This is a genomic window from Pseudomonas sp. 22490 (genome assembly GCF_052044465.1).
Taxonomy (GTDB): domain Bacteria; phylum Pseudomonadota; class Gammaproteobacteria; order Pseudomonadales; family Pseudomonadaceae; genus Pseudomonas; species Pseudomonas aeruginosa.
The window spans coordinates 87,444-108,294 of sequence record NZ_JBQENS010000022.1 but is presented as its reverse complement, the minus strand read 5'-3'; the positions used below and the strand labels follow the sequence as shown (position 1 = coordinate 108,294).

At 68.3% G+C, this 20,851-nt stretch carries 18 protein-coding genes; 9 read left to right on the top strand and 9 right to left on the bottom strand.

Features of this window, described 5'->3' with window-relative positions:
- Positions 1-18: 18 nt before the first annotated feature.
- Positions 19-1,800, bottom strand: a complete 1,782-nt coding sequence (locus tag ACTJJX_RS22915; protein ID WP_003454382.1) for an acyl-CoA dehydrogenase C-terminal domain-containing protein — start codon at positions 1,798-1,800, stop codon at positions 19-21.
- Positions 1,801-1,917: 117 nt separating this feature from the next.
- The gene (locus tag ACTJJX_RS22910) at positions 1,918-3,540 is read right to left on the bottom strand and encodes an acyl-CoA synthetase (RefSeq protein WP_003093598.1); all 1,623 of its coding nucleotides are present in this window, start codon (positions 3,538-3,540) and stop codon (positions 1,918-1,920) included.
- Between the two features lie 245 nt (positions 3,541-3,785).
- On the opposite strand from ACTJJX_RS22910, the gene bfiS reads away from it, so the two are divergent.
- From bfiS to ACTJJX_RS22875, 7 genes are all read left to right on the top strand, one after another.
- Complete coding sequence (gene bfiS, locus ACTJJX_RS22905) at positions 3,786-6,062, top strand: two-component system sensor histidine kinase BfiS (RefSeq protein WP_003123960.1); 2,277 nt, start codon at positions 3,786-3,788, stop codon at positions 6,060-6,062.
- Positions 6,063-6,064: 2 nt separating this feature from the next.
- On the top strand, positions 6,065-6,709 hold the full coding sequence (gene bfiR / locus ACTJJX_RS22900; RefSeq protein ID WP_003118983.1) for a two-component system response regulator BfiR: 645 nt from the start codon (positions 6,065-6,067) through the stop codon (positions 6,707-6,709).
- A gap of 155 nt (positions 6,710-6,864) precedes the next feature.
- Positions 6,865-7,695, top strand: coding sequence for an ABC transporter substrate-binding protein (locus ACTJJX_RS22895; protein ID WP_003118170.1), 831 nt, complete (start codon positions 6,865-6,867; stop codon positions 7,693-7,695).
- Between the two features lie 84 nt (positions 7,696-7,779).
- Positions 7,780-8,478, top strand: a complete 699-nt coding sequence (locus tag ACTJJX_RS22890) for an amino acid ABC transporter permease (protein ID WP_003101388.1) — start codon at positions 7,780-7,782, stop codon at positions 8,476-8,478.
- On the top strand, positions 8,475-9,179 hold the full coding sequence (locus ACTJJX_RS22885) for an amino acid ABC transporter permease (RefSeq protein ID WP_010793457.1): 705 nt from the start codon (positions 8,475-8,477) through the stop codon (positions 9,177-9,179). Before ACTJJX_RS22890 ends, ACTJJX_RS22885 begins: the two co-directional genes overlap by 4 nt.
- Positions 9,176-9,919, top strand: coding sequence for an amino acid ABC transporter ATP-binding protein (locus tag ACTJJX_RS22880; RefSeq protein WP_003144541.1), 744 nt, complete (start codon positions 9,176-9,178; stop codon positions 9,917-9,919). Before ACTJJX_RS22885 ends, ACTJJX_RS22880 begins: the two co-directional genes overlap by 4 nt.
- Positions 9,920-9,927: 8 nt before the next feature.
- Positions 9,928-10,932 carry an isopenicillin N synthase family dioxygenase gene (locus tag ACTJJX_RS22875; RefSeq protein WP_003101381.1) on the top strand — a complete coding sequence of 335 codons (1,005 nt, stop codon included), beginning with the start codon at positions 9,928-9,930 and terminating at the stop codon, positions 10,930-10,932.
- Positions 10,933-10,956: 24 nt separating this feature from the next.
- Here ACTJJX_RS22875 and pqsL read toward each other — a convergent pair whose 3' ends face one another.
- From pqsL to ACTJJX_RS22845, 6 genes are all read right to left on the bottom strand, one after another.
- Entirely contained in the window at positions 10,957-12,153 is a 1,197-nt protein-coding gene (gene pqsL, locus ACTJJX_RS22870; protein WP_010792003.1) for an FAD-dependent monooxygenase PqsL, read from the bottom strand.
- A gap of 167 nt (positions 12,154-12,320) precedes the next feature.
- Positions 12,321-13,811: an aldehyde dehydrogenase gene (locus ACTJJX_RS22865; protein ID WP_003101377.1), complete on the bottom strand. Its 1,491-nt coding sequence runs from the start codon at positions 13,809-13,811 to the stop codon at positions 12,321-12,323.
- On the bottom strand, positions 13,804-14,715 hold the full coding sequence (locus ACTJJX_RS22860) for a dihydrodipicolinate synthase family protein (protein WP_023082754.1): 912 nt from the start codon (positions 14,713-14,715) through the stop codon (positions 13,804-13,806). The genes ACTJJX_RS22865 and ACTJJX_RS22860 overlap by 8 nt, the downstream gene beginning before the upstream one ends.
- Positions 14,716-14,779: 64 nt before the next feature.
- Positions 14,780-16,108: an MFS transporter gene (locus tag ACTJJX_RS22855; RefSeq protein WP_003101374.1), complete on the bottom strand. Its 1,329-nt coding sequence runs from the start codon at positions 16,106-16,108 to the stop codon at positions 14,780-14,782.
- A 135-nt stretch (positions 16,109-16,243) separates the two neighbouring features.
- Positions 16,244-17,563 carry an NAD(P)/FAD-dependent oxidoreductase gene (locus ACTJJX_RS22850; RefSeq protein WP_003101373.1) on the bottom strand — a complete coding sequence of 440 codons (1,320 nt, stop codon included), beginning with the start codon at positions 17,561-17,563 and terminating at the stop codon, positions 16,244-16,246.
- Between the two features lie 92 nt (positions 17,564-17,655).
- The gene (locus ACTJJX_RS22845; RefSeq protein ID WP_003101372.1) at positions 17,656-18,384 is read right to left on the bottom strand and encodes a GntR family transcriptional regulator; all 729 of its coding nucleotides are present in this window, start codon (positions 18,382-18,384) and stop codon (positions 17,656-17,658) included.
- Between the two features lie 306 nt (positions 18,385-18,690).
- Between ACTJJX_RS22845 and ACTJJX_RS22840 the strand changes: the two genes are divergently transcribed.
- Both ACTJJX_RS22840 and ACTJJX_RS22835 read left to right on the top strand, forming a co-directional pair.
- A complete protein-coding gene (locus tag ACTJJX_RS22840; protein WP_003118991.1) occupies positions 18,691-19,713 on the top strand; it encodes a GlxA family transcriptional regulator in 1,023 nt (340 codons plus the stop codon).
- 25 nt (positions 19,714-19,738) lie between these two features.
- Positions 19,739-20,206, top strand: a complete 468-nt coding sequence (locus ACTJJX_RS22835) for a VOC family protein (RefSeq protein ID WP_020989250.1) — start codon at positions 19,739-19,741, stop codon at positions 20,204-20,206.
- A 3-nt stretch (positions 20,207-20,209) separates the two neighbouring features.
- Here ACTJJX_RS22835 and ACTJJX_RS22830 read toward each other — a convergent pair whose 3' ends face one another.
- Entirely contained in the window at positions 20,210-20,848 is a 639-nt protein-coding gene (locus ACTJJX_RS22830) for an FMN-binding negative transcriptional regulator (RefSeq protein ID WP_003101360.1), read from the bottom strand.
- Between the last annotated feature and the right edge of the window lie 3 nt (positions 20,849-20,851).

The following is a 20,851-nucleotide window of genomic DNA, read 5'->3' as shown; positions in this document are numbered from 1 at the left end:
CAATGCTCGACGGAAGCTTCAGAACTGTTCCGCCTCCAGGCCGTACAGGCTTTCGCTGCCGGCTTCGACGGCGGCGGCGAGGGAGTGCACGCGGGGCAGGATGCGGGCGAAGTAGAAGCGCGCGGTGGCCAGCTTGCCGTCGTGGAACGACGGGTCGACCTCGCGCTGGCGCAGCGCGGCGGCGGCCATGCGCGCCCAGAGGTAGGCGTAGGCGGTATAGCCGAACAGATGCAGGTATTCCACCGAGGCTGCGCCGATCTCGCGCGGGTCGTTGCCGGCGCGGGCGACGATGCCCTGGGTGAGGTTGTCCAGCAGGTCCAGGGCGGTCAGCAGCGGGGTGACGAACTCCGCCAGTTCGGCGTTGGCGCCGGCGGCGAAGGCTCGCACCTCGCGGCTGAAGATGGAGAGGAACAGCCCGCCGTTGGCGACCACCTTGCGGCCCATCAGGTCGAGCGCCTGGATGCCGTTGGTGCCTTCGTAGATCTGCGCGATGCGTACGTCGCGCACCAGTTGCTCCTGACCCCATTCGCGGATGTAGCCGTGGCCGCCGAACACCTGCTGGCCGAGCACGCAGCTCTCCAGGCCGGTATCGGTGAAGAAGGCCTTGGCCACCGGGGTCAACAGGGCCACCAGGGCTTCGGCCTGGCTGCGTTCTTCCTGGTCCTCGGCGTACTTGGCCAGGTCGAGCTGCTGCCCGACATAGGTGGAAAAGGCGCGGCCGCCCTCGGTCAGCGCCTTCATGGTGAGCAGCATGCGGCGCACGTCGGGGTGCACGATGATCGGGTCGGCGGCCTTGTCCCTGGCCACCGGGCCGGTCGGCGCGCGGCTTTGCAGGCGCTCGCGGGCGTAGGCGACGGCGCTCTGGTAGGACATCTCGGCGCAGCCGATGCCCTGGATGCCGATGGACAGGCGCTCGTAGTTCATCATGGTGAACATCGCCGCCAGGCCCTTGTTGACTTCGCCGACCAGCCAGCCACTGGCGCCGTCGAAGTTCATCACGCAGGTGGCCGAGGCCTTGATCCCCATCTTGTGCTCGATGGAGCCGCAGTGCACCGCGTTGCGTGCGCCGAGCGCGCCGTCGTCGCCGACCAGGAACTTCGGCACCAGGAACAGCGAGATGCCGCGCGAACCGGCCGGCGCGTCGGGCAGCTTGGCCAGCACCAGGTGGATGATGTTCTCGGTGAGGTCCTGCTCGCCGCCGGTGATGAAGATCTTCGTCCCGCTGATCCTGTATGAACCGTCGGCCTGCGGCTCGGCCTTGGTGCGGATGATGCCCAGGTCGGTGCCGGCGTGCGGTTCGGTCAGGCACATGGAGCCGGCCCAGGTGCCGGCGTACATGTTCGGCAGGTACCTGTTCTTCAGCTCCTCGCTGCCGTGCGCATCGAGGGCCAGGCAGGCGCCGGCGGAAAGGGTCGAATAGAGGCTGAAGCTGGCGTTGGCCGCGTACATCATCTCCTCGAACTGCACTGCCAGCATCTTCGGCATGCCCATGCCGCCATGGGCCGGATTGCCGGTGAGGCCGACCCAGCCGCCCTCGGCGTAGGTCGCGTAGGCCTCGCGGAAGCCGGCCGGGGTGCGCACGGCGCCGTCCTGCCACTGCGCGCCTTCTTCGTCGCCACTGCGGTTGAGCGGCGCGAGCAGGCCGCCGGTGACCTTGGCCGCTTCCTCGAGGATGGCGTCGGCGGTGTCGGCGTCGATCCGCTCGGCCAGTCGCGGCAGGCGCTGCCACAGGGCGGGGGCGTCGAACACGTCGTTGAGCAGGAAGCGCATGTCGCGCAGCGGGGCGTTGTATTCAGGCATTGCACACCTCGTCGGTGAACGGCCGGCGGGACGGCCGCAGGTACAGGGTTGCCCGTGCGCATCCTGCCTACGGCCGCCGTGGCACGGCCGCTGCACGGGCAATTCGGCTGGCGGCGCTCAGAGGGCGGCGGCCCACTCGCGCAGCACGTATTTCTGGATCTTGCCGGTGGAGGTCTTCGGCAGTTCCGAGAACACCACGGTACGCGGAATCTTGAACGCGGCCAGGTGTTCGCGACAGAACGCGACGATCTCGCTCTCGGCGAGCCCCTGATGATCGCTCTTCAGGGTAATGAACGCACAGGGCGTTTCCCCCCACTTTTCGTCGGGCCGCGCCACCACCGCCGCCTCCAGCACCGCCGGGTGGCGGTAGAGCACGCCCTCCAGTTCGATGGTGGAGATGTTTTCGCCGCCGGAGATGATGATGTCCTTGAGCCGGTCGCGGATCTCGATGTAGCCGTCCGGATGGCAGACCGCCAGGTCGCCGGTATGGAACCAGCCGCCGGCGAAGGCTTCCTCGGTGGCGCTGGGATTCTTCAGGTAGCCCTTCATCACGGTATTGCCGCGCATGAAGATCTCGCCGATGGACTGGCCGTCGCGCGGCACCGGCTCGAGGGTCTTCGGGTCGGCCACCATCACCCCTTCGAGGGTCGGGTAGCGCACGCCCTGGCGCGACTTGATCGCGGCGCGTCGCTCCAGCGGCAGGTCGTCCCACTCGCCGTGCCAGGCGCAGACCGTGACCGGGCCGTAGACCTCGGTGAGGCCGTAGACATGGGTGACGCGGATGCCCATCTCTTCCACCGCGCCGATCACCTTGGCCGGTGGCGCGGCGCCGGCGACCATGGCATGCACCGGGTGGTCGATGGCGGCCTTGGCCGAGTCGGGCATGTTGATCAGGGCGTTGAGCACGATGGGCGCGCCGCACAGGTGGCTGACCTGGTGCTCGCGGATCAGGGTGAGGACCTTTTGCGGATCGACCCGCCGCAGGCAGACGTGGACGCCGGCCAGCGCGGTCACCGTCCACGGATAGCACCAGCCGTTGCAGTGGAACATCGGCAGGGTCCAGAGGTACACCGGGTGCTGGCCCATGGACCAGGTCATCTGGTTGCCCAGCGCGTTCAGGTAGGCGCCGCGGTGATGGTAGACCACGCCCTTGGGGTTGCCGGTGGTGCCCGAGGTGTAGTTCAGCGAGATCGCCTGCCACTCGTCCCGGGGCCATTCCCAGGCGAACTGCGGGTCGCCCTCGGCGAGCAGCGCCTCGTAGTCCAGTTCGCCAACCGGGCGGCCTTCGCCATACTCGGGGTCGTTGACGTCGACCACCAGCGGCGGGTGGTCGAGCATACCGATGGCGGCATGGATCACCTCGTGGAATTCGTAGTCGGTGATCAGCACCTTGGCTTCGCCGTGTTGCAGCATGAAGGCGATGGCTTCGGCGTCGAGGCGTACGTTGAGGGTGTTCAGCACCGCGCCGATCATCGGCACGCCATAGTGCGCCTCGAGCATCTCGGGAATGTTCGGCAGCATCACCGCCACCGTGTCGCCCTGGCCGATGCCGCGCCCGGCCAGGGCCGAGGCCAGGCGTCGGCAGCGTTGGTAGGTCTGCGCCCAGTCGCGGCGGATGTTGCCGTGGATCACCGCGGGGTAGTGCGGATAGACGCTGGCGGTGCGCTCGATGAAGCTCAGCGGCGTCAGGGCGATGTGGTTGACGGCGGCGGGCGCGAGACCCTGTTCGAAGATCGACATGAAGAGTACCCCGTGGCTGATTGTTAGCTCTGTTCTGGGTAAGGGTCACGATCTGCCGCGCGCGGAGAGACTGCGTCGAAAACGGCTGGTTTCTCTGGCTCGGCAGATCGTGAACAGCTTCCAAGGACCAGGCGAAGCGCTCCTTGGGTTGGGGCGATTTATAGCAACGATGAAAAATATATGGAAGTTAAACCATAAGCTTATAGTATAAATACCATATAAGTTCCCAGGATCATCTTCCGCCCATGAGTCCGCTTCCCGCTTCGCCTGCCCTCAACAGCCTCCTGCGCCTGTTGCGCGAGGGCGCGCCGCTGGTCGAGCGGGTCGGTGCGCTGCGCCGCTTGCTGCTCGAACATCCGGGCACGCGCCAGGCCTGGTACCTGGCCTGGCAGCCGCAGGCGCAGACCTATACCCCGGTGCCGCCGTCGCCGGCGCTGCCGCCGGGCGCCGGCGAGCCGAACCGGGCCAGCGACCTGGCGTTGCGCGAGCGGCTGGTGCGCGACGGCCGGCTGGCTCTGGACGAATTGCGGCGTTCCGCGTCCTGGCTCGGCGCGCGCTTGCGGCGTGCCGGCGTGGAGCATGGCATGGCCTTCGCCCTCGACCTGCAGGCCGGCGACGAAGGCCTGCTGCTGGTGGCCAGCGATACGCCGCAGAGCGCTGCGCTGGACTGGCTCGGTCTGCTCCTCGCACCGTTGCTCGCCGCCGCCCGTGGCGTCACCCGCGCTGCGCCGTTCCTCGCGGCCGACCCGCAGCCGGCGCTGCTGCTCGACGGCGAGGCGCAGGCGGTGGAATTCAACCAGGCCTTCCTTGCCTTGCTTGGCGAGCGGCCGCGCGAGGCCTGGCGCGCTTACCTCCCGGCCAACCATGGGCAACTGGTGCGCGCCAGCCTGGGGCAGGCGCGGGCCCTCGGCGAGGTGGAGGCGGAGTGCGACGGACGCATCCTGCTCTGGCAGTTCATTCCCGACAGCGCCGAGGCCCGGGTGCTGGCGCGCTGCCGCGACGCCACCGCCAGCCTGCGCGGCGAGCGCGAGGCGGCGCGGGCCAGCCGGCTGTACCGGCTGATCACCGAGAACACCACCGACCTGATTTCCCGGCATACCCTCGACGGCATTTTCCTCGACGCCTCGCCGGCTTCCTGGACCCTGCTCGGCTACTGGCCGGAGGAACTGCGCGGGCGTCCGGCGCAGGCGTTGTTCCACCCCCAGGACCGCGGCCAGGTGGCGCTGCGCGCGCGCGAAGCGCTGGAGCAGGACGGCTACCTGACCATCACCTACCGTATCCGCCACCGCGACGGCCGCTACCGCTGGTTCGAGACCGCCAGCCGGGCGATCCGCGAGACCTACACCGGGGCGGTGGTGGAGGTGGTCAGCGTGTCCCGCGATGTCACCCGGCGGGTCGAGGCGGAGGAGAACCGCCGGCGCCTGGCCGAAGTGGTCGAGGCGAACACCGACCTGGTGCTGTTCGTCGAGCATGGCGGCCGCGTCACCTACCTCAATCCTTCGGCACGTGCCGCCCTCGGCATCGCCGACGGGCAGGAGGCGCCGGCGCTGGAACGCCTGCTGGCCGGCGACACTCCGGCGCGGCTGGCCGAAGAGGGTTGGCGACAGGCGCGCGATGGCGGCGTTTGGAGCCGCGAGGGGCGCCTGCAACCGCAGGACGGGCGTCCGTCGCTGCCAGTCTCGCTGGTGTTGCTGGCCCATCGCGGCCGCGGCGAGGAGCGCTATTACTCGCTGGTGGCCCGCGACATGACCGAACGCGAACTGCGCGAGGCCCAGCAGCGCCGTCACCAGGACGAACTGGCGCACACTGCGCGGCTGGTCACTCTCGGCGAACTGGCCTCGGGCATCGCCCACGAGATCAACCAGCCGCTGGCGGCGGTGATGAACTACGCCAGCGCCAGCCAGCGTTACCTGGCCGTCCTCGGCAGCCAGCCCGAGGCCGCCGGGCGGGTGGCCGAGGGGCTGGCGCGGATCGGCGAGCACGCCGGCCACGCGGCGGAGGTGATCAAGCGCCTGCGCGCCTTCCTGCGCAAGGGCCAGCGGCGCCTGCAGGCGCTCGACCTCAACCAGGTGGCACGCGAGGCCATCGGCCTCTGCGCGTGGGAAGCCGGGCACTGGCAAGTGGCGGTGGAAGAGGCGATGACCGACAATCCGCCGCCGCTGTATGCCGACCGCGTGCTGCTCGAACAGGTGTTCCTCAATCTGCTGCGCAACGCCATCGAAGCCAACCGCGAGGCGCATCCCGGCTCGCCGTCGCGGGTCGTCATCGGTAGCCGCGTCGAGCCCGGCGGGCTGCTCTGCCTGTGGGTTCGCGACCAGGGACCGGGAGTGCCGGCGGATCAGCTGGAACACATTTTCACGCCGTTCCATACCAGCAAGCCGGAAGGGCTGGGCCTGGGCCTGTCGATGAGCCGCAGCATCGTCGAGGGCTTCGGCGGCACCCTCGAAGCCGAGCTGCCGGCGGATGGCGGGTTGCTCATGAACTGCCGGCTGCCGCTCGCCGCCGGCGCCACGGGAGGGTAACGATGGCTATGCCTGACGAAGCGCTGGTCTACGTGGTCGACGACGACCAGGGCATGCTCGAATCGACGGTCTGGCTGCTGGAATCGGTCGGCCTCAAGGCACGGCCCTTCACCCAGGGCCGGGACTTCCTCGATGCCTGCGAGGGCGGCCGCCATGCCTGCGTCCTGCTCGACGTGCGGATGCCCGGCATGGGCGGGCTGAACGTGCAGGACGAACTGCTGGCGCGCGGCATCGACCTGCCGGTGATCTTCGTCAGCGGCCATGCCGACGTGCCCATCGTGGTGCGCGCCTTCAAGGCCGGTGCGGTGGATTTCATCGAGAAACCCTACAACGAACAATTGCTGCTCGACAGCGTGCAGCAGGCCCTCGATCGCCACGCCCGTCGGCGCCGGCACCGCGATCTCGACGCCGGGTTGCGCGAACGCCTGGACAGCCTCACCCCGCGCGAGCGCGACGTGCTCTTGCCGCTGGTGCGCGGCCATACCAGCCGCGAGGTGGCCGAGCAACTGGAAGTCAGCGTGAAGACCGTCGACCTCTACCGCGCGCGGGTGATGAAGCGCATGCAGGCCCAGACCCTGCCGGAGCTGGTGGGCATGGCCATCGCCGCCGGGCTGGTGGACCCGCTGCGCTTGCGCGAGGGCACCTGAGCGCGCGCGGGCCCTGGCGCAGGGCGGGAAGTGGCATAGTTTGATATCTCATATGGTTATATTAAAACCATATTTCACCGGATGTTTGGTTATTAATAGACTGCGGCCCACCCGGCGCCCGACGTCGAACCCCATTCCTCCGCGAGATACCCATCATGAAGATTCGCCTGCTTGGCGCAGCCGTGGCGGCTGTGTTCACCCTGATCGGCAGCGCTGCCCATGCCGACGACCTGGCCGACATCCGCAAAAAGGGCGAGATCGTCATAGGCACCCTTGGCACCGACGAGCCGAACAGCTTCATCGACCCGAAGACCCGTCAGATCATCGGCTACGAGGTCGATCTTGGTACCGAGATCGCCAAGGCCATCGGGGTCAAGCCGGTGTTCAAGCAGATTTCCGTGGCGGCGCGTATCCCGGAGTTGCAGCAGGGCCACGTGGACCTGCTCGCCGCCTCGCTGACCCACAACAAGGAGCGCGAGGCGCTGGTGGATTTCTCCTATTCGATCATCGTCACCGGGCAGAAGGCCCTGGTGAAGAAGAACGCCGGCTTCGCCTCGCTGCATGACCTCGACGGCAAGAAGGTGCTGACGGTCAAGGGCGGCACCCAGGAGCCGAACATCCGCAAGGCGTTGCCCAACGCCCAGGTGGTCACCTTCGAGACCAGCCAGCAGGCGCTGCTGGCGTTGCAGCAGGGCAAGGGTCAGGCCTTCGTCGACGACGAGTCGGCACTGGTCAACGATTTCGGCAAGCTCGGCGCGGCGGCCGGCGGCTACGCCATCCTGCCGGAGAACCTGAGTACCGAGGCCCTGGCCATCGCCTTCCGCAAGGGCAATCCGCAACTCAAGCAACTGGTCGACTCGACCCTCGCCGGCCTGGAGCGCAGCGGCGCGGCGGAGCAGCTGTACCTCAAGTGGTACGGGCCGGGCACCAAGTCCAACCTCAGCGAGCGCCACTTCAAGATCGATTCCGACCGGATCCCCGAGTGAGCGCCTGACGTCTCTGCGTGACGGCGACCATGCGCGTCGCCGCCCGTCCCCTGTGAGTCCTCGCGGACAGCGTGCGCCTTTCCCATGTTCGAGTTCGATTTCTCCCTGCTGCTGCGCGGCCAGTACCATGAGATGCTGGTCGCCGGCCTGCTGCTGTCGCTGAAGCTGGCCGCCGTCACCCTGGTCTTCGCCGTGCCGCTGGCGATGCTGGTGGCGCTGCTGCGCCTGGCGCCGTTCCGCGCCCTGCAATGGCTCGGTTTCGCCTATGTCGAGAGCATCCGCAACGTACCGCTGCTGGCGCACATGCTGTTCTGGTACTTCGCCGCGCCGGAATGGCTACCCGAGGACCTCAAGGCCTGGCTCTACGCCGGCAACATCGAGGCCGCCAGCGCTATCGTCGCGCTGACCCTGTACACCGCCGCGTTCATGAGCGAGGACATGCGCAGCGGCATCCGCGCGGTGCCCACGGTGCAACTGGAGGCCGCCCGCGCGCTGGGCTTCGGCTACCTGGCGAGCATGCGCCTGGTGATCCTCCCGCAGGCCTTGCGGATCACCGTACCGCCGCTGATCTCGCAAACCCTCAACCTGTGGAAGAACACCAGCATCGCCACGGTGATCGGCGTCGCCGAGCTGATGTACCAGGCCGGCCAGGTGGAGAGTTCTACCTTCCGCAGCTTCGAGTCCTTTGCCTTCGCCACCGCGGCCTATCTCAGCGTATCGCTGCTGATCACCGGCGCCGCCGCCTGGTACCAGCAGCGCTATCCGGGAGTCGAACGGCGATGACCACCCTGGAACTGATCGATAGCTACTGGCTGTACTTCCTCGTCGGCCAGTACCCCAACGGGCCGTTGGGCGGGCTGGCCCTGACCCTGGTCCTGGCCTCGCTGGCGCTGCTGCTGGCGCTGCCGCTGGGCATCCTGCTCGGCCTGGCGCGGGTCAGCCCCTGGCGCTGGCTGCGCTGGCCGGTCACCGCGCTGGTCTTCGTGGTGCGCGGGGTGCCGTTGCTGATGGTGATCTTCTGGGCCTATTTCTTCCTGCCGACCCTCACCGGCCAGCGCACCGACCAGTTCACCACCATGCTGCTGGCGCTTGTGCTGTTCGACGCGGTGTACCTGGCCGAGATCGTCCGCGCCGGCATCCAGGGCCTCGACCGTGGCCAGTTCGAGGCGGCGCGTTCGCTCGGCCTGGGCTACCTGGCGAGCATGCGCCTGGTGATCCTCCCGCAGGCGCTGCGCAACATGCTGCCGTCGTTGGTCAACCAATTCGTCTCGACGATCAAGGAGACCTCCCTGGGCTACATCATCGGCCTGGCCGAAGTCAGCTTCATCGCCTCGCAGATCAATACCCAGGTGTTCACCCTGCCGACCCAGGTCTACCTGATCCTCGGCCTCACCTATTTCATCCTGTGCTTCGGCCTGTCGCGTTTCGCCTTCTGGCTCGAACGCCGCCAGGCGCAGCGTGGCAATCCCAAGGAGGCCCGATGATCCGGCTGGAAAAGGTCAACAAATGGTACGGTGCCTACCACGCCCTGGCGGATGTCGACGAACAGGTCGGCCGCGGTGAGGTGGTGGTGGTCTGCGGACCCTCGGGCTCCGGAAAATCCACCCTGATCCGTACCCTGAACCGCCTGGAACCGATCCAGGGCGGGCGCATCCTGATCGATGGCCAGGACATCCACGCTCCCGGCCTGGACCTCAATCGCTTCCGCTCGCACATCGGCTTCGTGTTCCAGCAGTTCAATCTGTTCCCGCACCTGAACGTGCTGGACAACTGCACCCTGGCGCCGCTCCGTTTGCGCGGCCTGAAACCCGCGGAGGCACGCCGCCAGGCCATGGCGCTGCTGGAGCGGGTCGGCCTGGCGGACAAAGCGGCGGCGTTCCCCGCACGGCTTTCCGGCGGCCAGCAGCAGCGCGTGGCGATCGCCCGCGCGCTGGCGATGGAGCCGCCGCTGATGCTGTTCGACGAACCGACCAGCGCCCTCGACCCGGAGATGGTCGGCGAGGTGCTGCTGGTGATGCGCGACCTGGCCCGCGACGGCATGACCATGGTGGTGGTAACGCATGAGATGGGCTTCGCCCACGACGTCGCCGACCGCGTGCTGTTCATGGACGCCGGCCGGGTGCTGGAGCGCGCCAGCCCCGACGATTTCTTCAACCGCCCGCAGCACCCGCGTGCGCGGAAGTTCCTCGCCGACATCCGCACCCCCTTCGCCCAACCCCTGTGAGGAACGCCATGAGCACTCCGAGTCTGCCGATCATCGATATCGCCGCCCTTGCCGGCAGCGACCCGGCGGCGCGACGGTCGGTCGCCGTGCGAATCGACCGCGCCTGCCGCGAGCAGGGCTTCTTCTACGTGGTCGGGCACGGCGTCGAGGCGCAACTGGTCGAGCGCCTGGAGCGCCTGGCGCGGCAGTTCTTCGCCCTCGACGAGACGAGCAAGCTGCGCTGGCGCATGGAGCTTGGCGGGCGCGCCTGGCGCGGCTATTTCCCTCTTGGCGGCGAACTGACCTCCAACCGCCCGGACTGGAAGGAAGGCTTGTACCTGGGCAGCGAACTGGACGCTGAGCATCCCGAAGTGCGCGCCGGGACGCCGCTGCATGGCGCCAACCTGTTCCCCGAGGTGCCCGGCCTGCGCGAGACGCTGCTGGAGTACCTGGACGCAACCACCCGCGTCGGCCACCGGCTGATGGAGGGCATCGCCCTCGGTCTGGGACTGGAAGCCGACTACTTCGCCGCGCGCTATACCGGCGATCCGCTGATCCTCTTCCGCCTGTTCAATTATCCGAGCCAGCCAGTGCCGGAGGGCCTCGACGTGCAGTGGGGCGTCGGCGAACACACCGACTACGGCCTGCTCACGCTGCTCCACCAGGACGCCATCGGCGGCCTGCAGGTGCGCACCCCACAGGGCTGGCTGGAGGCTCCGCCGATACCGGGCTCGTTCGTCTGCAACCTCGGAGACATGCTCGAACGCATGACCGGCGGCCTCTACCGCAGCACGCCGCACCGGGTGGCACGCAACACTTCGGGGCGCGACCGCCTGTCGTTCCCGCTGTTCTTCGATCCGAACTTCCATGCCCGCGTGCAGCCCATCGAAGGGCTGCCCGAGGTGCCGGAACAGGATGACAGCGCCCGTCGCTGGGACCAGGCCAACGTCCACGCTTTCCACGGCGAGTACGGCGACTACCTGCTGAACAAGGTGGCCAAGGTATTCCCGCAGTTGCGCCGCGACCTGCTCTAGGCGCGNCCGGCCGCGCTGGCGGGTTCAGCCGAGCGGCGCCGGCGACCGCACCGGCTGGTAGGAGCGCTCGCCGCCCAGGGCTTCCGGCGTACGGCTGCTGCCCTGCAGGGCGGTGTCGAAGACCCCGGCGAAGCGCTGGCGATCCTCCAGGCTGGTGGCCAGCGCATGGCCATAGGAGACGATCGCCTGGTTCACCGGGAAGCGCTCGGCCTGGTAGCCGGCCAGGGCATCCCCCAGCGCGCAGGCGTCGCGCAAGGCCAGGTCGAGGGCGTCGGCCAGGGCGCTGGCGTCCTCGATGGCCAGGTTCATGCCCTGGCCGGTGATCGGATGCACGTTGTGGATGGCGTCGCCGAGCATCGCCACGTTGTCCGCCCAGTAGCGGTCCAGGTTCAGGTAGCCGATGGGGATGCCCTTGAAGCGCGAAGTGCCGGTGACGGCGGCGATCGCCTCGGCGCTCTCGTCGCCGACGAAGCGTTGCAAGCGCCGGCGCAGCGACTCGCCGCGGGTGTCGGCCATCAGCTCGCGCGCCTCCTCCCTGGGGAAGCTCACCACCAGTCGCGCGCGGTCGAAACCGATCGGATAGAAGTAGGCCAGCCCGCCCTGCGAGTCCACGTACAGGCGGTTGCGCTCGGCCACGCAGGGCGCCAGGGCGAAGGTGCCGACCAGCATCGGCGACGGGTAGGGGCGGCGTTCCACATCGATATCGAGCAGCCGGCGGCGCACGTAGGAGGCGATACCGTCGGCTCCCACCACCACCCGCGGACGCAGCACGCGGCCGTCGTTCAGGCGCACCTGGTCGATCGCGTGGCGCTCGTCGCGCTGCACCGCTTCGATGCGGGTCTCGAACAGCATCTCGACGGTCGCTTCGCCGTCGATTTTTTCCAGTACCAGGCGGCGCAGCGACTCGCAGGGCATGAGGATGAAATAGCCGCGCGCGTCGACGCTGGAATAGTTGAAATAGCGAAGCAGCTCGCCGTCGTGATAGACCTCCAGCTCATGGCGGACCCGCCCACCGCGACGGGTCACCTCGGCCAACAACCCGGCCGCCTCGACCACCCGGATGCCGGCCGGCTTGAGCAGGTCGGCGCCGTTGATCGCGCGTTCGCGCCGTGCCTGCTCCACTACCACCACGCGGTGGCCCTGGCGGCCGAGCAGGTAGGCGAGCATCGCCCCGCCGATGCCGCAGCCGTTGATCAGTACATCGATATGGTTGTCCGTCATGGATGAGTCTCCGTGTCGTTCCTGGCGGAAAAGGGAAGGGTGGAGGCAGCAGCATAGCGACGGAACGTTATGCAGAATGGGTGTTGTCTGCACTTGGTCGCCTGTCCGGCCCGGTTGTCCGGTCTCGCCGCCAGGCGGGAGTGCCGGCCCTTGCGGGCCGGACAGCTTCAGGAAGCGTCGATCCAGATGGTCTTCAACTCTGTGTACTGGTCGTGTGCCCAGACCGACTTGTCGCGACCGCCGAAGCCTGACTCCTTGTAGCCGCCGAAGGGCGTCGAGGCGTCGCCCTCGCCGAAGCAGTTGACGGTGACGATCCCCGCGCGGATCTCCCGCGACAGGCGCAGTGCGTGGCGCAGGCTGCCGGTGTAGGCCGAGGCGGCGAGGCCGTAGACGGTGTCGTTGGCCAGGGCGATGGCTTCGTCGATGTCGTCGAAAGAGGTGACCGAGAGCAGCGGGCCGAAGATTTCCTCGCGGAACAGCCGGCTGTGCGGCGAGACGCCATCGACCACGGTCGGCTCGACGAAGATGCCAGCCTCGGTGGCGCCGCCGAAGCGCACCGCCAACCGCTCCGTCCTGGCCTGGTCGAGGTACGCGCGGACCTTCTCGAAGTGCGCCGGGCTGACCAGCGCGCCGAGGCGATTACGCGGATCCAGCGGGTCGCCCATGCGCCACTCGCGGAGCTGCGCGCCGATGCGTTCGAGCAGCGCCTCGCGGACCTCGGCGTGGACGATCAGCCGCGAGGACGCCGAGCAGTTCTCGCCCATGTTCCAGAACGCGCCGTTGACCACGTGTTGCGCCACCAGGTCGAGGTCCTCGACATCGTTCATCACCACCGCCGGGTTCTTGCCGCCGCACTCCAGTACCACCCGCTTGAGGTTGGACTCGGCGGCGTACTTGAGGAACAGGCGGCCGGTCGCGGTGGAGCCGGTGAAGCTGACCATCGCCACGTCCGGGTGGCGGCCCAGCGGTTCGCCGGCCTCGCGGCCGCCGCCGGGGACCACGTTGAACACCCCGGCGGGGATCCCCGCCTGGCTGGCCAGTTCGGCGACGCGCAGGGCGGTCAGGCTGGTCTCGGGGGCCGGCTTGACCACTACGGAGCAGCCTGCCGCCAGCGCCGGGCCGATCTTCCAGGCGAGCATCAGCAGCGGGAAGTTCCACGGCAGCACCAGGCCGACCACGCCGATCGGCTCGCGCACCACCATGGCCAGCGCCGCCGAACCGACCGGGGCGGTGCTGTCGTAGATCTTGTCGATCAGTTCGGCATGCCAGCGCAGGGTATTGATGGTTTCCGGCAGGTCGGTGTGCTGGCATTCGCGGATCGGCTTGCCGCTGTCGAGGCTCTCCATCACCGCCAGTTCCAGCAGGTGCTCTTCCAGCAGCTCGGCCAGGCGCAGCAGCGCCGCCTTGCGCTCGGCGGGCGTGCGCGAGCGCCAGCGGCCGTCCTCGAACGCCCGCCGCGCGCTGGCCACGGCGTGCCCGACGTCCTCCGCGTCGCAGGCGGCGACCTGCGCCAGCAGCTCGCCGGTGGCCGGGTTGGTCGAGGCGAAGGTGCGGCCGCCGCAGGCATCGCGGAACCCTCCGTCGATGAAGGCGCGCTGGGGAAGGTCCAGCGTCGCGGCGATGGCCGCGTATTCCTCCCGGCTCAGCAGCTCAGTCATGGCGGCCACCCTCGACGATCCGCGCGACCTCGCCCTTGAGCCTGGCGACGATCTCCGCCAGTGCCGCCTTGCCGGCCTCGTCCAGCGCCTTCAGCGGCGCACGTACGCCGCCGGCGCGCAGGCCGGCCAGCTCGCAGCCGTGCTTGATCGACTGGACGAAGTGACCGCTTTCGAGAAAGTCCATCAGCGGCATCATCGCCGCCATGATGCGCCGGCCCTTGGCGAAGTCGTTCTCGACCACGCAGGCCTGGTACAGGGCGAGGTGTTCGCCAGGGATGAAGTTGGAGCCGGCGCAGACCCAACTGCGCGCGCCCCAGGCGAAGAACTCCAGGGCCTGGTCGTCCCAGCCGCAGGACAAGGCGATCCGCGGGTGGCGGCAGGCCAGGCGGTGTAATTGCGCGGTGGAGCCGGAGCTTTCCTTGATCGCGACGATGTTGCGGCAGCCGGCGACGGCGGCGAAGAACGCCTCGTCCATCTCCACGCCCATCCGCGCCGGATAGTTGTAGAGCATGATCGGCAGGCCGGCGGCGCGATCCACCGCCAGCACGTGCTCGGCGATCTCCCGCGAGGTCGGCAGCGCGTAGGGCGGCGAGCCGACCAGGATGGCGTCGGCGCCGATGGCGCGGGCGGCTTCGGCGTAGGCCTGCGAGTCCTCGGTGCGGATCGCGCCGGTTCCCACCACCAGCGGCAGGCGCCCGGCGATGACTTTGCTGGCGTGGGCGGCGAGGGCCAGGCGTTCCTCGGCGGTGTGCGCGTAGTACTCGCCGGTGGAGCCGCCGATCACGATGCCGTGCACCTTCGACTCGACGAGAAACTCCAGGACCTCGGCGAAGGCCTGGGTGTCGATGCTGCCGTCGGCGCTCAGCGGGGTGATGGCGGGGGTATAGATACCTTCGAATTTCACGGGGTTTCCTCCTGTGGGATGCTGGGCCGCGGCGCACCCGGCGGACGCTGCCGCGGCGGGTGGTTCAGGTGAGCGAAGCCGCCTGCTGCAGGTTCAGCGAACGGGTTTCCGGCGCCAGGGCCCAGGTCACGAGCAGCCCGAGCAGGGTCACCAGCGCGGCGGCGTACATGGTCTGGGCGGTACCCAGGGTTTCCAGGGAAAGCGGCACCAGGTAGGTGCCCACCGCGGCGCCGACGCGCGATAACGAGGTGCCGACGCCGACCGCGAAGGCGCGGATCTCGGTGGGGAACAGTTCGTTCGGGTAGACCAGTTGCAGCACCTGGGCGCCGCCGATGAACAGCGCGTAGGCACCGAACAGGCCGAGGATGGTCGCCTCCGAGCCGGCGTGGAAGACGCCCAGCCCGAGCAGCGCCAGGCCGGACCAGAGGAAGCTGTGCAGCAGCATGCAGCGCCGGCCGATGCGGTTGATCAGGCGGGTGGCGATGATGCAGCCGATGACGAACAGCAGGGTGATCGCCACCGAACCGTAGGAGGCCCAGTCGCCCTTCAGGTTCAGCGCCAGCAGCACCTTGGGCGCGAAGGCGTAGACGGCGAACACGGGGATCACCGAGCAGGTCCAGAACAGGGTGACGAAGAGCATGCGCTTGCCGTAGCCGGCGTAGAGCAGGTGCCAGATGGTGACCTTCCGTTCCAGCGCCTGTTCGGGCAGGTTCTCCAGCGAGAAGGCTTCTCCGTAGACCTGGCGGATGACCCGCTCTGCGTCCGCGTCGCGGCCCTTGCTCAGCAGCCAGCGCGGCGACTCGGGGGTGCCGATGCGTAGCAGGAACAGCACGGCACCGATCGCCGCGGTGCTGGCCAGTACCAGGCGCCAGGCGTCCTCGCCGCCGCTGCGCAGGATCAGGTCGCCGACCAGGTAGGCGAAGGCGGCGCCGGCGAACCAGAGGATGGTCAGGGTGGCCAGGCGCGGTCCGCGATACTTCTTCGGCAGGAACTCCACCAGCAAGGCGGTGGCGACCGGGTACTCGATGCCCACCGCCACGCCGATCAGGAAGCGCAGGACGAACAGCGCCGCCGCCGAGTCGACCCCGTACTGCGCCAGGGAAGCGAGGACGAACAGGCTGGGGCCGACGAAGAACAGCCTGCGGCGGCCCAGGCGGTCGGTCAGCCAGCCGCCGAGGAAACCGCCGAAGAAGATGCCGACCAGCGCCGAGGCGGCGATCATGCCCTGCCAGAAACTGCTCAGTTGCAATGCCGCGGTCATCTGCAGCATCGCCACGCCGATGATGCTCAGCACGTAGCCGTCGACGAAGGAGCCGCCGCCGGAGCGCAGGGTCAACAGCCGGTGGAAGGCGTTGAGGGGTACGTCTTCGATCGAGGTCGTAGGATTTGTCATTATTGTCTCCTGGTTCTAACCGCTGCCGGTGAATTCGGGCCGAGCGAATCCGCGAGGCTGGAACGCTCTCCAGCTCCGGTCTTCAATGGCCGTCTGAATCGAAGTCGGCGCCCGCGGGCGCGTTCCTAGGGATGCCTAGCTTTCTCTACCTGCTCGATACTGCCCCCACCTCAGGTTGAGGTTCACGCCAAGGGAAAGGAGTGGTTCGGGTGGATTGCCGCTGGGACCGGGCGCGCGCAGCAGGAAGTCGATCAGCTCGTTGCGTTCGCCCGCCAGCCAGTCGGCCAGCAGCTTCCCGGTGACGGTCCCGCGGGTTACCCCCAGGCCGTTGCAGCACAGGGCGCCATAGACGTTGGGCGCCAGCTCGCCGAAGTGCCCCATGTGGTTCCTCGACAGCGCCAGCGAGCCGCCCCAGGTGTAGTCGAAGCCGACTTCCGGGAGCATCGGGAAGCGCTGGCGGAACGAGGCGCGATGGCGTACGGCGAAGCGCTCAAGGTACTTCCCGGCGCTGCGTCCGTCAGGGTTGAAGCTGAAGCTGTTGCGGATCAGCAGGCGGTTGTCCGGGGTACGCCTCACCGTGGTGCCGTAAGGGTCGGCCGGGATCAGGCCCCAGTAGGGGCGCCCGCCGAGGCGGGCCTGCTCCTCGGCATCGAGCGGCCGGGTCAGGCTGGCGTAGGTGAAGATCGGCAGCATCCGCCCCTGGAGGAAGCCGAAGCTCATGCCGAAGGCGTTGTTGGCGAGGACCAGGCGGTCGGCCAGGATGCTGCCGTGGGGATGGCTCAGCAGGGTCCTGTCGCCATATTCCACGGCGGTGATCGGTGTGTGTTCGTAGAGGCTGACGTTGCCCGGCAGGCTGTCGGCCAGGCCCTTGACCAGGGCCGAGGGCTGCACCAGCAGGGTACCGGGGGTGAACAGGGCCTTGCGATAGAAAGCGGTGCCGATGTGTCCCGGGAGGTCGTCCGCCTCGATCACCTCGTAGGCCTGGCCGAGCCGATCGAGGCCGCGCCGGTAGGCGTCGAGCACAGCCACTCCGCGCGCCTCGACGGCCGCCTGGTACTTGCCGCAGGCCTTCATCTGGCAGTCGATGGCATGGCGCTGCACCTGTTCGCGGAGCAGCGACTGGCCGGCGAGATTGAGCTTCAGGCCGATCCGGGCGGTCGCTATGTCGCCGATGTAGTCGTCGGCGCCGATGTCGTGGGGCAGGTCGATGGCGAAGCCGGCGTTGCGCCCGGCGGTACCGAAGCCGACTTCCTGGGCCTCGACCAGGACGATCTCCTCGTCGGGAAAATGCAGCGCCAGCTGGCGCGCGGCGGCGAGGCCGGTGAAGCCGGCGCCGACCACCACCCAACGGGCGGCGCTCCTGCCGTAGTGGGCCGGCTTCGGCCGCCGCGGCGGGCTGAGGTGATACCAGCCGCAGGAACGGTCGTCGGCCGGAAGGTGGGTTACTTTCGTCATCGCAGGGACCTGACTCTTGTTATTGGAACCCGGTAACCATCCCCTGCGTGACCGCCTCCGCTTCTCGGGCGGGGCCGTGGCGCGGGGGCTCGCTAACCCTCGTAGACCAGCGCCACCTCCACTCCGGCCGGTGCCGCGTACTCGGCCATGCGCCGGCGCGACAGCTCGAAATGCGCACGGACGATGTCCGCCGCCGCATCCGGATCGCGCCGCTGGATGGCATCGACGATCTGGTCGTGCTGGTCGCAGGCGAGTTCCAGGTCGCGTTGCATGTCGTCGGTGGTCGGATGGCGGTAGAAGATCTTGCCCAGCCGCGCATGGTCGATCAGCAAGCGGCGCAGGCTCGGCATGAGGTAGTCGTTGTGGGCCATCCTGCCGATCTCCAGGTGGAAGGCGTCGTTGTGGATGACGCGGTTTTCCACATGCTTCTCTTCGATGGCCTTGCGGAAATCTTCCTGGATCGCCTTGAGCGTCTCGATCTCCGCTTCGCTGGCATGGGTGGCCGCCAGTTGCGTGGTGGCGATGTAGATCAGCGGCGCGGCGAGAAAGAAGGCGTGCAGCGAGTCGTGGCTCATGGCCGCGACGCGCGGCGCACGGTTGGCTTCCAGTTCGATGTAGCCCTCGGCGGCGATCTGCCGCAGCAGTTCGCGCACCGGCGGGCGCGAGAGGCCGAACTCGTCGCACAGGGCGAGTTCGTCGACGACCGCGCCGGGCGCCAGTTCCATGCTCAGGATCCGCCGGCGCAGCGCATCGCCCAGCACCGCCTTGCGGTCGAAGGGGGCATCGGCGCTGTTCGAGTCGACGTCGGGTTGGGCTTTCATGGAGGCCTTTCTACTTGTCATGGGCTTTGTCTACAGTTTGTATAATGACTATAGGGTTCTGTTAGACAGTATGTCTACAGGTTTTCGGGGCGTCTCCGCACCGTTCGTCCGCGCTGTTTCCGCTGACGCCGTGGCGTGTGAAAGGGGCAGCCCCCCGAGGGCGTATTTGAGCACATTCCCCTGGCGCGCCAGGGAGGCGCCAAGTCACATGGCTTGCGCATATGATGGAGCGCCCGGGGTTTTCGCCGTGACGGCAGGCGTCGCGGCCCGCTGGCCGGGAACAAGAAGAACAAGAGGCACGAATCGATGGAAAGAAGGCGTTTCAGCGCCGCCCTGCAAGGGCAGAACCTCAGGTTCACCGGGGCCGGGGAGGGGGGCTCGGCACGGGCGCGGGTGGGCTTCCTGCTGCTCGAACACTTTTCCCTGCCGGCCTTCACCCAGGCGCTGGACACCCTGGTGACCGCCAACCTGATCCGCAGCGAGTCCTTCGCGGTGAGCAACTTCAGCCTGAGCGGCGAGCCGGTGACCAGCGACCTCGGGTTGCTGATCTGCCCGGACCTGGCGCTCGCCTCGGCGGCGTTGCAAGGACTCGACCTGCTGGTGGTCTGCGGCGGTTTGCGCACGCCCCTGCGCTCGTCCGCCGCGCTGCGGGAAGCGTTGCAGGACGTGGCGTCGCGCGGCGTCGCCCTGGCCGGGCTGTGGAACGGTGCCTGGTTCCTCGGCGACGCCGGCCTGCTGGATGGCTACCGCTGCTGCATCCATCCCGAGCACCGCGCCGCCCTCGCCGAGATCGCCCGCAACAGCCAGGTGACCAGCGACAGCTATATGGTCGACCGCGACCGCCTGACCGCGGCCAGCCCCACCGGCGCCTTCAACCTGGCGCTGGAGTGGATCGCCCGGCGCCACGGGCGCGACCTGGTGGAGGCGGTGGTGGATATCCTCGCCTTCGAGGAGTCGCGCTACCGGCGGGTGCGCCCCGCCCTGCACGAGAAGATGAGCGAGCCGCTGCGCGAAGTGATCAACCTGATGGCGGCGAATATCGAGGAACCGCTCAGCCAGGAGCAGCTCGCCCACTACGTGGGGCGCTCGCGGCGGCAGATCGAGCGATTGTTCCAGCAGCAGCTCGGAACCACGCCGGTGCGCTACTACCTGGAGTTGCGGATCACCGAGTGCCGGCGCCTGCTGCAACATTCCGACCTGACCATGCTGGAGGTCCTGGTCGCCTGCGGCTTCGTCTCGCCCAGCCACTTCAGCAAGTGCTACACCGCCTTCTACGGCTACCCACCGTCGAAAGAAGTGCGCTACGGCAACGTCCGCTCGACGAAATGAGGGCGTTTCGCCGGACGCGGCCGGCATGCTAGAACGGACCTTTCGCCCTGGCCTGCGGAGGTCCTGCGCCATGTCCCAGCCTTTTCTCTGGCGTCGCATCAACGACTCGTCCGGTTTCGCCGAGCCGCGGGTGTTCATCCGTGTCTACCTGGAACCGGGCAGCATCGATGCGGCCATCGCTTTCTACGAAGACCTGCAGGGCGTCGCCCACGACATGCGCTTCGACTTTCCCGAGAAACGCCTGACACTCGCCGCGGTCGGCGCCTTCCTCCTGCTGGAGGGCAGCGACGAGGCGCTGGCGCCGTTCCGCAGCACCACTGGCACCCTGCTGGTGGACGACATCGAGCCCTATCACCGGCGGTTGCTGGCTGCCGGCGCGCAGATCATCTTCGGGCCGGCGCGCGCGCCCACCGGCGCCTGCTTCAATGCGCTGCTGCCGGACGGCACGGTGGTCGAGTTCGTCCACCACCGGCCGCAGCCGGGCGAGGCCTGAACCTCAGCCGTCGCGCCGGGCGGCGCAATCGTCCATGGCCGCGCCGATCGCCTGTTCGCCGCGCGCCAGCAGCGCTGCGCTGGCGCCGCGGATATCGCGGGCTTCCTTGTTCTGGCTGAGCTTGAACTTGCCGACCAGGCGGGTGATCTCGATTTCGATGCCGACGATCAGCCGGAGCATCTCGTCGATGTAGTCGGCGGGGCCGTCGGTCATTTTCCAGGGCGTTTCCTGGGTCGCCTCGTGGGTGCGGGTCAGGCGCGCCACCAGTCCGCGCACATAGCGTTCGTCGTCGCGGATCCGCACCCGGCCGTGGGCGTGGACCACCCGGTAGTTCCAGGTCGGCACCTGGCGGTGGTGCTCCTGCTTGCTCGGGTACCACTGCGGCGAGATGTAGGCATCGCCGGCGCGGAACACCACCAGCACCTCGTCGCCGTCGCGCAGCTCGCTCCAAACCGGGTTGTTGCGCGCGACATGGGCTTCCAGGGTGCCTTGCGCGCCCTTTTCCGGGCTCAGCTCGAACGGCAGGTGGTTGGCGTCCAGGCCCGCTTCGCCGTGGCTGACCAGCAGGCCCAGCGGATAGTCCCGGATCAGCGCGTGCAGCGCCTGCGGGTCGGACTCTTCGAAATGCGAAGGCAGGTACATGTT